The sequence below is a fragment of the Liquorilactobacillus sp. genome (genome assembly GCF_047719775.1).
In the GTDB taxonomy this organism is placed as follows: domain Bacteria; phylum Bacillota; class Bacilli; order Lactobacillales; family Lactobacillaceae; genus Liquorilactobacillus.
This window is the reverse complement of sequence record NZ_JBDNTS010000008.1, coordinates 37,517-50,351: the sequence shown is the minus strand read 5'-3', so window position 1 is coordinate 50,351 and position 12,835 is coordinate 37,517. Positions and strand designations below refer to the sequence as shown.

Annotated in this window: 12 protein-coding genes; 8 read left to right on the top strand and 4 right to left on the bottom strand. The window is 35.0% G+C overall.

Annotated features, from left to right (window positions below; genetic code table 11):
• The first annotated feature begins 28 nt into the window (after nt 1-28).
• Genes ABF682_RS06000 through ABF682_RS05980 form a run of 5 tightly spaced genes read left to right on the top strand, consistent with a single transcriptional unit; the run spans nt 29 to nt 4,906 of the window.
• Nucleotides 29-1,189: an aminotransferase class I/II-fold pyridoxal phosphate-dependent enzyme gene (locus ABF682_RS06000; protein WP_415619262.1), complete on the top strand. Its 1,161-nt coding sequence runs from the start codon at nt 29-31 to the stop codon at nt 1,187-1,189.
• 43 nt (nt 1,190-1,232) lie between these two features.
• Nucleotides 1,233-2,270 carry a methionine ABC transporter ATP-binding protein gene (locus ABF682_RS05995; protein ID WP_415619294.1) on the top strand — a complete coding sequence of 346 codons (1,038 nt, stop codon included), beginning with the start codon at nt 1,233-1,235 and terminating at the stop codon, nt 2,268-2,270.
• Nucleotides 2,260-2,931 carry a methionine ABC transporter permease gene (locus tag ABF682_RS05990; protein WP_289979128.1) on the top strand — a complete coding sequence of 224 codons (672 nt, stop codon included), beginning with the start codon at nt 2,260-2,262 and terminating at the stop codon, nt 2,929-2,931. Before ABF682_RS05995 ends, ABF682_RS05990 begins: the two co-directional genes overlap by 11 nt.
• 13 nt (nt 2,932-2,944) lie before the next feature.
• Nucleotides 2,945-3,799, top strand: a complete 855-nt coding sequence (locus ABF682_RS05985; RefSeq protein WP_289979127.1) for a MetQ/NlpA family ABC transporter substrate-binding protein — start codon at nt 2,945-2,947, stop codon at nt 3,797-3,799.
• A 12-nt stretch (nt 3,800-3,811) separates the two neighbouring features.
• The gene (locus tag ABF682_RS05980) at nt 3,812-4,906 is read left to right on the top strand and encodes an iron-containing alcohol dehydrogenase family protein (protein ID WP_415619261.1); all 1,095 of its coding nucleotides are present in this window, start codon (nt 3,812-3,814) and stop codon (nt 4,904-4,906) included.
• Nucleotides 4,907-5,086: 180 nt separating this feature from the next.
• Here ABF682_RS05980 and ABF682_RS05975 read toward each other — a convergent pair whose 3' ends face one another.
• The 4 genes from ABF682_RS05975 to ABF682_RS05960 form a co-directional block, all read right to left on the bottom strand.
• Entirely contained in the window at nt 5,087-5,725 is a 639-nt protein-coding gene (locus ABF682_RS05975; RefSeq protein WP_415619260.1) for a TetR/AcrR family transcriptional regulator, read from the bottom strand.
• A 46-nt stretch (nt 5,726-5,771) separates the two neighbouring features.
• On the bottom strand, nt 5,772-7,379 hold the full coding sequence (locus ABF682_RS05970; protein ID WP_415619259.1) for an ABC transporter permease: 1,608 nt from the start codon (nt 7,377-7,379) through the stop codon (nt 5,772-5,774).
• A gap of 1 nt (nt 7,380) precedes the next feature.
• Nucleotides 7,381-8,301, bottom strand: coding sequence for an ABC transporter ATP-binding protein (locus ABF682_RS05965; protein ID WP_415619258.1), 921 nt, complete (start codon nt 8,299-8,301; stop codon nt 7,381-7,383).
• A gap of 517 nt (nt 8,302-8,818) precedes the next feature.
• The gene (locus ABF682_RS05960) at nt 8,819-9,712 is read right to left on the bottom strand and encodes an aldo/keto reductase (RefSeq protein WP_415619257.1); all 894 of its coding nucleotides are present in this window, start codon (nt 9,710-9,712) and stop codon (nt 8,819-8,821) included.
• A 414-nt stretch (nt 9,713-10,126) separates the two neighbouring features.
• On the opposite strand from ABF682_RS05960, the gene ABF682_RS05955 reads away from it, so the two are divergent.
• The 3 genes from ABF682_RS05955 (at nt 10,127) to ABF682_RS05945 (ending at nt 12,569) form a co-directional block, all read left to right on the top strand.
• Complete coding sequence (locus ABF682_RS05955; RefSeq protein ID WP_289979115.1) at nt 10,127-10,618, top strand: PTS sugar transporter subunit IIA; 492 nt, start codon at nt 10,127-10,129, stop codon at nt 10,616-10,618.
• A gap of 193 nt (nt 10,619-10,811) precedes the next feature.
• Nucleotides 10,812-11,117, top strand: coding sequence for a PTS sugar transporter subunit IIB (locus ABF682_RS05950; protein WP_415619256.1), 306 nt, complete (start codon nt 10,812-10,814; stop codon nt 11,115-11,117).
• A 39-nt stretch (nt 11,118-11,156) separates the two neighbouring features.
• Nucleotides 11,157-12,569: a PTS galactitol transporter subunit IIC gene (locus tag ABF682_RS05945; protein ID WP_289979111.1), complete on the top strand. Its 1,413-nt coding sequence runs from the start codon at nt 11,157-11,159 to the stop codon at nt 12,567-12,569.
• Nucleotides 12,570-12,835: the final 266 nt, after the last annotated feature.

Here is a 12,835-nt window from a genome sequence, read left to right as displayed (position 1 = left end):
GTTGTCCTCATTAAGGAGGGTCTAAGGAATGCAATTCTTGACATCCAATAAAATGGCAGATATTGTGCCTAATTTTTTTGAACAATTGGATAAAAAAATCAGTCAAATAGAGGATAAAGGGTCAATGATTGATCTAGCGAAAGGAAACCCAGACCAACCAACACCAGAATTTATTATTGAAAGTCTGAAAAAAGCGGTGGACTTAAAAACTAATCACGGGTATACCCCTTTCAATGGTAAACAAAATTTTTTAGATGCAATTGCACGATATTACCAAAGAATTTATAACATCGAAATAGAAACGAAAAGTGAAATACTAACTTTTAATGGTTCAGTAATTGGTATATCAGCAATACCGCAAGTTATTTTAAATCCAGGAGACTATGTTATTACCACAGATCCTTGCTATCCGGAATATTATACTGCTGTGTCATTAGCAGGTGGAAAATTATATCAATTACCGCTTACTAGGCAGAATCACTATTTACCAGATTTAAGCAAAATTCCACATGAAATTGTCAAACAAGCTAAAATATTATTACTTAATTACCCTAATAATCCCACAGGTGCTACCGCAACTGAAGAATTTTTTAAACAGGCAATTGAATTTGGTAAAAAAAATAAAATTTTAGTAGTAAACGATTTTGCGTATGCAGCTATTGCATATGATCAGCGACCTGTAAGCTTGTTACAGATTGAAGGTGCTAAAGATTATGCAGTTGAATTGAACACTTTATCTAAGACTTACGATATGGCTGGTTGGCGTGTGGGATATGTATTAGGCAATGAATCAGTTGTCACAGCACTCAAGAAGTATCATTCACATGTGTATAGCACTATATTTGGTGCAATTCAGGATGCAGCAGTTGCTGGGCTTGATTCGGATCAAGAAGCCGTAAATCATATTAGAGATACTTACCAAAAAAGACGAGATGTGTTAGTTGCTGGATTAAGAAATCTTGGTTGGGATGTTGAAGAACCTCAAGGAGCATTCTTTGTATGGATAAAAACTCCAGCTGAGTATGGTGGTCAAAAGTTTGCAGAGTTGATTTTGAAACAAGCAAATGTTGTAGTAGCCCCTGGAATTGGTTTCGGGCCGAGTGGTAAAAATTATATCAGATTAAGTCTAACGCATGATGAAAAAATACTGAAAGAAGTGATTAAGCGATTTTCAGTACTTGAGTATTAATTATCTTGAACGAGAAGAGGTGTAGCCTTTGACAACACAAAAAATTGTTAGTTTTGATCATGTCAGTAAGGAATTTGAGGGTAATAATAAGAGTTCTAAAATACAGGTTTTGAAAGATGTTAATCTATCAATAAATGAAGGCAGTATTTTTGGAATTATTGGATACAGTGGAGCTGGTAAGTCAACATTAATTCGTTGTATTAATGGGATTGAGAGCCCTACAAAAGGGGATATTTATTTCAAGGAAACAGTAATTAATCGAATATCAAATGTTGAATTAAGAAAACGAAGAAAAGAAATTGGAATGATTTTTCAGCAATTTAATCTAATGCCCTCACGAACGGTTTTTGAAAATATTGAATTACCTATCAAGTACAGTGGTAAATCAAAAGCGGAAATAAAGCAAAAAGTGAATAAATTACTTGAATTGGTCGGACTGCCCGAGAAAATCAATACTTATCCAGCAAATTTATCCGGAGGCCAAAAGCAACGAGTTGCAATTGCAAGAGCATTAGTCAATGATCCACAGATTCTGCTATGTGATGAGGCAACAAGTGCGCTGGATCCACAAACGACGGCGGATATTTTAGAACTATTAAAAAAGTTAAATGAAAATTTAGGAATCACTATTATTGTTGTAACTCATGAAATGCATGTAATTGAAGACCTCTGTGAATATGTAGCTGTACTAGATAAAGGACGAATTGTTGAACAGGGGGAAGTCTATTCGATCTTCTCCAATCCACATAATGAATTAACAAAGAATTTTATTGCAACTACTTCTAAATTGAATTTACCAGATGAAGTGTTGCATAGCGATTTGTTGGCACTGTCAGGAAACAAATTATTAATTAAGATTACTTACGTTGATAGTGAGGCAGTCGAGCCACTAATTTCTTATGTTTCAAGAAAATTTGAGGTAGATGCAAATATTATTGTTGGTGATATTAAGATTCTTCAGCAAAAGCCATTAGGTGGTTTAGTAATTATTCTAGACGGTACGAAGGCGCATATAAAAGAAACAATTGACTACATTAAAGGACAAAACATCAGGTTGGAGGTGTTGGAACATGCCAAGTAAACTATTTCCAAATGTGGTTTTAAACTATTCGATATTTAAGCTAGCTATTTTGCAAACGCTAGAAATGCTTGTAATTACAGCAGTAATTTCTTTTTGTATCAGTATAATTTTTGGAATTATTCTAGTAGTTACCAAAAAAAATGGAATTTTAATGAACACTGTCATTTGGAATGTTTTCGATAAAATAATAAATTTATTTAGATCAATTCCGTTTATTATCTTGATTGCAGCATTGATTCCTTTAACTAGGCTTATTTCAGGAACTGCAATTGGAGTAAAAGGAACTATTTTTCCATTGATTGTTGGGATAGTTCCCTTCTTCTCACGACAAATTGAAGCCGCTTTGAATGAATTAGATGGAGGACTGGTCGAAGCCGGTCAAGTTATGGGATTATCACCTTTTCAAATTATTTATTCAATCTACTTGAAAGAAAGTATTGGGAGTATTGCTAGGGTAACAACAATCACAATTATTTCATTAATCGGGTTGACTGCAATTGTTGGAGTTGTAGGTGGTGGTGGAATTGGAGATTTTGCTATTCAGTACGGATATCAACAAAATCAGCAGGATGCAACAATTGCTTGTATATTAGTGTTGTTAATTATTGTTTCAATAGTTCAAGTTATTGGAACTTTAATAAGTCGAAGAGTTGAACATTAGGGGAGGAATAGATATGAAAAAAAATTGGGGGATAGGACTTTTCCGTCCATTAATAATTATATTAATATTTGTTGGAATTTCTGGGATATTAACTGGATGCAGCGGTAAATCGTCTAGTACTAAAACAGTTAAGGTTGGTGTTGTTGGGACAACAGATAATCCAATTTGGAAACAAGTAAATAAGAATTTAAAGGGACAAGGTATTAAAGTGAAGCTAGTATCTTTTTCTGATGGAATTTTGGCAAATCAGGCACTTAACAACAAGGAATTAGACATGGTAGCTTTTCAACATTATGCTTTTTTACATCAAGAAGAGAAAGAAAAAAATTATAAATTTTCTGTAATTGCACAAACATATTTAACACCAATGAATATTTTCTCTGATAAGATTAAGAGTGTTAAGGATATTAAAAAGGGTGATAAGATATCTATTCCTAATAATGTGACAAATGCTGGCAGAGCTCTAACAGTTCTTCAACAAGCGGGATTAATTAAATTGGATGCAAAAGCAGGTGATATGCCCGCTATAAAAGATATTACTGAGAATAAATTGAATTTAAAAATTTTGCAACAAGATCCAGCAAAAATTATGAATCTTTTGCCAGATGTCACGGCAGGTATTACTAATAGTAATTTTGTCAAAGTAGCACATAAGGATCCAATTGATGATGCCATCTATAAAGAATCTTTTAGTTATTCAAATAAAGCTAATAAACCATGGATTAATGTGATTGCGGTTAGATCAAGTGACAAAAATAATGCAACCTACAAAAAAGTTGTTAAGGCATATCACAAGAAAAATGTAATTAAAGTTTATCATACAAAATTCAAGCACATGTATGTACCTGCTTTTAAGGCTGAAAAATAAAAAGGAGAGAGAATGATTTCACAAGGAGGACCGCAGCGTTATATATCCGATACAGAGGCATATCAGGAATTACCATTATTTATACAGGATTTGCAGGTAAAGCGCATATTGTTTTTACATGGAAGTAAGTCATTAGCAGTAGCAAACCCCTTTTTACCTTCTTTTGGTGATAATATTGAAGTAATTGATATTTTGTTTAGTGGTGAGTGTACGTACGACGAAATTAAAAGAGTCCAAGAAATTGCATTTTTGCATAAAGTTCAAATGGTTGTAGCTCTTGGAGGAGGTAAAGTACTTGATACTGCTAAAAGCGTGACAACGGGAACATTAATGTATTTGGTATTAATCCCGACTTTAGCAAGTAATTGTGCACCATGGTCGGCATTAAGTGTGCATTATAAGGGAAATGGTGAGCATTTTGATCACAAAGTTTATAAGGAAACTGCTAATTTAATGTTACTAAATCCTGAAGTAATCATGAATTCTCCTGTAAAATATTTTGTGGCGGGAATTGCTGATACATTGGCTAAATTTTATGAATCTCAACTGATTTTTGAAAAGCTACCGGAAGAAGAATATACGGTTGCACTTGAAATTTCACAACAAATGGCACTTAAATGTAAAGAGACTCTACTTAAACAGGCAATTCCTGCAGTTGAAGATATGAAGGCAGGTAGACTCTCACATATTTGGAGAAATGTTGCAGAAACAATTATTGTCACTGCAGGAACGGTTGGTGGATGGGGAGATGCTTTTGCTAGATCAACAGGTGCCCATGCAGTGCATGATGCATTAACGTTATTCCCACAAACGATTGATTTATTACATGGAGAAAAAGTTGGTTATGGAATATTAGTTCAACTTGCAATCGAAAAGAGATTTACGGAAATAAAAAAACTAATGCCTTTTTACCGTAAACTTGGCATCCCTACAAATTTTTCTGATTTGAACTTGGCTAATCTTAGTGAAACGGATATTAATAAAATTGCTGAAGCTTCTGCAGATAAAGGAACAACTATGACATTAATTCCACTACCAATTGATGCATTGCGGGTAAAACAAGCAATGCTGCAGTTAGAAAAAATTACAAGGGAAACTGAGGAATAGATATTTCTTTTAAAAATCTGTTGAATGACGGGAAAATTTGAGCCTTAAAATCTTTAATTCAGTACATGTGGTAACAACATGATTTCAATTACAAAACAAGAGTGGTTAACCAGATAGTCGAGGTTTAGATATCTGATTGACTACTCTTTATTTTGTAATTTAGTTACTTTTTGCCAGATATTATTTTTTTACAATTCCATATTCGATCATATCCATATAGCTTTTAACCTCGGCAATAATATCTGTCATATCTTCTATTCGTTGTATTTTTGGATGCTTTTCAAAATAAGACTGAATTTTTTTTGAAATTTCTTGAATCATGATGGATAAATAGTTTTTTACTGTTTCTTTATTAAGCCCAGGGCGCAACTCTAACTTATCAACAACTGAATTTACAATTATACTTTGTGTTTTCTCTGCCCACTTATTAAATGTTAAGAACACCTCATTTCTAAGTTGTTCAGGCATATTGATGTCGTGTGCGTATACTCTTGTTAACAGGCCGAATTCGTGCGGATATTTATGTGATAATTCGGTTTTGTACTTGGTTGCACGAATAATCATGTTTACTAAATCAGTAGAATCAGTCCAAACATTGAAATCTACAACTGAAATCAGGGTGTTCATTGCTTGGTGGACTGCTGCTACATACAATTTTTTCTTATTATCAAAATATCTAAAAACAGACCCTTTTGATACACCAGCCGCTTTGGCTATTGTATCAGTACTTGCTTGAAAACCATCAGTTCCAAAAGCCATAACAGCTGCAGCAAGGATGGCCTTCTCTTTTTGTGGATCCCTTGTTAGGCGCTTTGCCATTATTAATCTCCTTTAGAATTTATCCATTCTTATTGTGATAGCTATGCTAACTCTCAATGTCCCTGCGATTATATCCAACGAAGCCAAGCACAAGCATCACAAGTGCAATCCCAGTCATCCAAGTTACTGGGACAACGTCAATGTGCTCCAATGGAACTTTTCTAAACCAATAGAAGGGCGATAACTTCATTGCCCAAGCTGGTAAATCAATTAATCTGCCAAAGTAGGAAATTACAAATGAACCACCGAGAGCGACCCAAACAGCTGCACGCCATTTTGGCACAAACCCAATTAATGCAACCAAAATTCCAGTAAAGAGCGCTAAAATGGGTAACATTGCAATGAATATTTGCCAGAAATATTTAAATGCTAACGGTTGTCTTAGAACTGAATTACCAGCTTCCATGGTAGCTATCAAAGCTGCAAATAAAATAATTACTGAAAGAACAAAGCCGTAAGCCATGTATGCTGCCAGTAATTTGGATCGACTTTGAGGCTTTGTACTAATTATCTGCAAGTATCCCTGACGTTCTTCAGTATAAAGATGACTAGTCACCATTGCACCACCAACAACTGCAAGAACACTAAAGATAACTCCTAAGATACTAACGAAAGACAAGATTTGGTTCTGTTCCAAATGGCGCATAACATTTTGACCAAGGACTTGGCGCACGACAGGTGAATCATTTGCAATTTTACTAATACTATTGAAGACTGATCCATAGCTGGCACCTAAAACAGCCATACCAATAATCCAAAAAAGACTGCTTGTTTTTTGGTTCCAAAACAATAGTGTTCCAGAGCCGCGAAGAAAGCGACTTGTTCGTTTACCACCACGAACTTGAATAATTCCGGAATCAATATCACGATTGCCATTTAAAAGGACGGCGACAGCAAAACCGATTATTCCCAGTCCAAGCAGCAAGATGACTGGCAACCAATTGTTTTTCGTGTAGATATCAGCTTTTTCAATCCATCCAAATGGTGAGAGCCAAGTATAGTCTGGATTGGAAACATCGGTCATCATCTGTACTAAATATGTTATTCCAAAGAATGCATAATTATAGATAGTGACATTATGACTATCAGCAACCAATTGCGCAAAAATAAGTGAAATTAACCCAAAGCTTAAACCGACAGCACCTAGTGTAATTGCAAACAACCAATTCCCATTTTCATCACTTTCAGGCATGTTTGCAGCCATCATTCCAGCTCCTGTTGCAATAACAAACACACTATTAGCAATCACTAATTCCAAGCAGGCTGCCGCAAGTGGTGCTAATCTGCCAACTGGATGGCCGCCCAAAACCATTTCAGTTAGACCAGATTCTTCTTGACCACGGGTTATGCCAACTGAAAGTGAAAAGTTGAAGATCACTACGAAGATACCCCAAAAAACCATCATCTCGACTGCAAAAATAATGGCGGTGTTTAAATGATTTGTTGTCAGTGGGCCGAATAATGACACCATTGCTTGAGACTTCAATGTTTGTGCAATTGCTGAAATCTGTTTAGTTGTTCCATAAATACTCTTGAACTTTGCGGCTACTGCAACGAACATCCCTACCATTACAATTAACCAAATAGTCATTTTTAGCCAATCGCGCTTTAAATTCGCTTTTAAAAGTGTAAATGTCTGAGTATATTGTGTCATGTTACTCGCCACCTTTTTGTTCATCAGCAGATTGGTAATAACGCAAGAAAAGATCCTCTAGCGTTGGGGGTGTTGTTTTCAACTGGAGAATGATTTTTGCTGAAAGCAAGGTCATAATATCTCCAATCTGGTCCGAATCAGCACTAAACTCAGCAGTTGTTCTAGCTGAATCACTGAACTTTAATTGATAAACACCAGCAACTTTTTGTAACTCATCAAGTGGCTCTTTTGTGCGAACAGCCACAGTATTACGCGTTAGATGCTGCATTGACTCCAGCGAACCAGTTTCGATTACATTTCCTTCACGAATAATGGCAATCGTGTCACACATTTTTTCAACTTCTGAAAGAATATGGCTTGAAAGCAAAATACTTTTGCCGTTCTTTTTAAGTTCAGCAATGTGATGTTGAAAAATCACTTCATTTAGCGGGTCCAGTCCCGAAGTTGGTTCATCAAAAATATATAATGAAACAGCAGTCGAAAATGCCGCTATTAGTGCAACCTTTTGCCGGTTTCCTTTTGAATAGGTACGATTTTTCTTACTAGTATCCAATTTGAACTCTTTGATTAAGTCATCTGTTTTAGTCGTATGCTTTTGTCCAGACATATGCAGCAGTAAATCAATTGTCTGCCCGCCAGTTAAATTAGGCCACAGATAAACATCTCCTGGCACGTAAGACAGATTCTTATGAACAGCAACGGAGTCTTTCCAAACATCTTTGCCAAAAACTGCTGCTGAACCACCCGTTGCTTTAATTAGTCCCAGAATCACACGAATTGTTGTAGACTTTCCTGCACCATTTGGGCCAATAAAGCCTAATACTTCACCTTTATGGAGCTTTAGATTAACATCTCGCAATGCTTGAAACTTCCCAAAGGATTTCTTTAAATTTTTTGTCTCTAAAATAATTTCATTATCCATTGCTAATACCTCCCATACCCCAGAATGAGTTGTTTCTTTTATTTCACTCATAGTATATATAGTGATGACTGATCAGTCAATAACTTGGTAGTCATTATTTAAAAAGGGTTTTCTAGTCAGTAAAATGTCTTGATACTGAGGGTTTATGACGGTCATTGTGTAGAAGGGTTATTGAAATAAAACATTATAATTTGGTTGTTAATTAATAAATGCAGAAGAGGGAGCATGACATAAGACGGGAAAAATTGAGTACTGATTTGACGGTAGATGGAGAATTTTGATTTATGAAACATGTTTATTCGTAACAAATAGAAGGAGTAGTCAAAAGTTGACTTTTATACCGAACACCAAAAAGCTCTGAAAGTGTGACTCAAGTCGATAAAACTTAACTTTTGTCTCAACTTCAGAGGAATATTTTTATATTTGCATTTTGAATAGTGAACTTTAACGATTAACGAGATAATGACTGGTCTGAAATGTAAACAAAATAGCTCATTTTAAAAATCAAATTTGTCTATTACTTTTTAGTGTCCGGCCATTGATCTATGCCATTAGCAAATGCACCTTTTGGATTATGCCATTGAAAGTTATCATACCAAAGATCACGTTTTCCTTGATCAAGCGCATTAAGCTGTTGAACATCTTCAGCACTTAATGAGAAGTCAAAGATCTGGCTGTTTTGAATAATTCGTTTTTCATGGACAGATTTAACAACGGTGATAATATTTCGCTGCCATTCCCACCGTAAAATAATCTGAGCAGCTGAGCGATCATACTTTTTAGCTAAGGCAGTAATGACCGGATTCGTCAAAGACGCACCGCCGCCAAGTGGTGACCACGCTGTCATTTCAATTTTATGGCTTTGATCATATTCCAAAATTCCATGTTCCTGATTAGTTGGATTGAATTCCATTTGATTAACGGCTGGTATGATTTCAGCTTCGTCAAGCAGCTTTTTCATCCGGTCATTATCAAAATTAGAAACACCAATGGCTCGAATCTTACCTTCACGATACAATCGTTCCATTGCATGATAGCTTTCAATGTAGGTCTTATCTACCGGCCAGTGTATCAAATAAAGATCGACATAATCGAGCCCTAAGTCTTTCAGTTGGTTTTCAAATGCACTAGAAACTTGAGCATAGTCTCCTTGCTCACCATTATCAAGCTTAGTTGTAACAAAGAGATCGGATCGCTTTAACCCTGTCTGTTCCAAACCAAGCTTAATCCCGGCACCAGTACCCTGCTCATTACCATACTGTCGGGCAGTATCAATTCCCCGGTAGCCATTTCGAATTGCAGTTGCAACGGAATCGCGAGACGTCTGGTTATCGGTTTTCCAAACTCCCAAACCAAAACGCGGCATTTTAACGCCGTTATTCAAGGTAATTGTTGAATGTAATCCGTCCATTATGAAACATCTCCAATCATTTTATGAACCACCTAAAGAATAACACACCAATTAATACGATACCAAACGAAGAAGATGGAAGTAATGCATAGAAAAATAATAAAGAAGCTTCTGAAAATCACTGGAGTTTACTAAAAACATGAATACTTAATTCAAACAAAAGAAGCGGATTAATAAGATTGAAGTGTATATTCAAAAATTGAATACAAAATCTCCAAATTATTTGGCAGACATAGTTTGATGATATGTTGCATCTGGATTGATAATTCAATATATAAATTAAAATTATCGATTGTGTACAAGCTTAAAGATAGAAAATGTGCTTGACATCTTTTTTGAAAGCGCTTATTATTACCTTGTAAACAAAAACAAACAAAAGTAGTTCAAAAACAAACATAAAAAGAAGGTGAGAAATTGTCTTTACTAGAAAAGAAAGAACTTTTTGTAGTAAAAGATACTTTTGTTTCAGATCAAAAGAATAAGGAGGATGTTTTTAAAGAGGTTTTTAGCAAATTAAGTGCTGAAGGGTTGGTAAAACCAGAATTTTTGGAAAATTTGTTATTACGGGAAAAAAATTTTCCTACTGGTATTGATTTGTCTGTAGTAGATCCTGATTTACCAAACGTTGCAATTCCGCACACTGAGGGAAAATTCGTGAATGTGTGTCAAGTGATTCCAATTAAATGTAAAAACCCAATAACTTTTTACAATATGATTGAACCGCAAAAAAAGATAGAAGTAAGTTTTTTGTTTATGATTTTAAATAATGATCCAGAAGGACAATCCAATATTTTGGCTCAAATCATGGATTTTTTAACAACAACATCAAAGAATTCGCTCAAAGCATTTTTTAAAGCAGATGAAGATATAGTAATTTTTAATTTTTTAAATAATAATTTCAGTTAGGCGCTAGTGCTTGTCTTTTTGAGACAAACTAAAATTCAAAGGGCATATTTATGTATTACCTTTATTCGATTAGTTAGGAGGATATCTGAATAAAACTATACTTTTTAAATTTTTAGACAGAAAGTTGAAAACTCAGCAATGTATAAAAGATTTGACTGAAAGGGTAAATCTAATAATACGAGGAGGGAATATTATGATTAAAATTTTAGCAGCTTGTGGAGCTGGAGTTAACTCAAGCCATCAAATTAAAGATGCAATTGAAACTGAATTTAAGAATCGTGGATATAATGTGAAAGCTGATGCAGTTATGGTAAAAGACATCACAGAGGATATGGTTACACATTATGATATTTTCACGCCAATAGCTAAAACTGATTTGGGATTTACACTTGAAATACCTGTAATTGACGCGGGACCAATTTTGTACAGAATTCCGACAATGGCCCAGCCGGTTTACGATAAGATTGAAGCAATTATTAAAGAGAAAGGCCTTAAATGAATTTTGATTTGAAATTTACTGAAAAAGGAAGGTGGAATAATGTTACACACAATAATTCAAGTGTCCAACACAATTTTTAAACCAATTATAAATCTAGGTGCTGCTCCAATTATGTTAATCGTATTAACAATAATTGCGTTAGCGTTTGGAGTTAAATGGACACGAGCTCTTGAAGGCGGGATAAAGCTCGCAATTGCTTTGACAGCTATCAGTGACATTATAAATATTTTAACTACCGCATATCAGGTGCCTCTGGATGCATTTGTTAAGTCAACAGGTATTTCGCTAAAAATAATTGACGTTGGGTGGGCTCCACTTGCGACAATTACTTGGGGTTCAGCGTATACTCTATTCTTCTTATTAATAATGATTATAGTCAATGTTGTTATGTTATTTTTGAAAAAAACCAATACTTTGGATGTTGATATTTTTGATATTTGGCATTTATCATTTACAGCATTAATGGCAATGTACTTTGGAGCAAATTTATTTGTTGCGACAATTTTGATTATCTATGTTGGGGTTTTAAAAATTATAAATTCAGATTTAATGAAACCAACTTTTAATGATTTATTAGACGCACCAGATGATAATCCTATGACCACTACTCATTTGAATTACATGATGAATCCAATAATAATGGTTTTTGACAAAATATTTGATAAATTATTTCCTTGGCTCGATAAATATGATTTTGATTCAGCGGAGTTGAATAAACGAATTGGTTTTTGGGGAAGTCATTTTGCAATTGGCTGTTATCTAGGTGTCTTTGTTGGATTAATTGGACGACAAGATCCAAAAGAAATCTTTACATTAGCTTTCACAGGTGGGGTCTGTTTAGAGTTGTTTAGTCAAATTGGTTCTTGGTTTATTGCAGCTGTAGAGCCGTTATCACAAGGCATTTCTACTTTTGCTACTAAAAGATTAAAAGGCCGTCGTTTCAATATTGGGCTTGACTGGCCCTTCGTTGCTGGTCGTGCTGAGGTTTGGGCAGCAGCCAACTTTTTGGCTCCAATTTTGTTAATTGAAGCATTGGTTCTCCCAGGTAATCACATCATGCCTTTAGGATCAATTATTGCAATGGGGGTTACTCCAGCGTTATTAGTTGTCACTCGTGGGAAAATTATTAGAATGATTGTTATTGGTGCAATAGAAATGCCAATTTTTCTTTGGGCGGGAACCTTATCTTCACCGTTTATAACACAAGTTGCTAAACAAGTGGGAGCGTTTCCATCGGGTGCTGCAGGGCATCAAATTGCGGAGGCAACTAAAGAGGGACCAATTGAACAGTATCTTGCTTATTTAGTAGGAAAAGCATCAACTGGCGAGATAACATTTTTGTTGTACGCAGTCTTGGCATTAATAGCTTATGGATTAATCTTTTGGTGGTATGCGGGCCAAATGAAGAAACGTAATACAGAATATGCAGCAATATCCAAGGAGAATAATTAGTTAGAGGGGTGATTGCAGTGGAGTATTCCAAAGAATTAAACCGAGTATTGAGGTGGTCAGGGATTGTTATATCAATAAATACAGTAGCTGCTATTTTTCCAAATACGGTTATGAAAACTATTGTTACCCTAGTAACTTTGTATTGTTGCTATAAAGCAGTTGGAATAAAACATAAATTTTAAGTGAATAAAGCTAGATTAAAGTTCAAGTTAAAACAGGAATAAACATTATTAGAAATGCATTACCCTTATTTAGGTGATTTTATG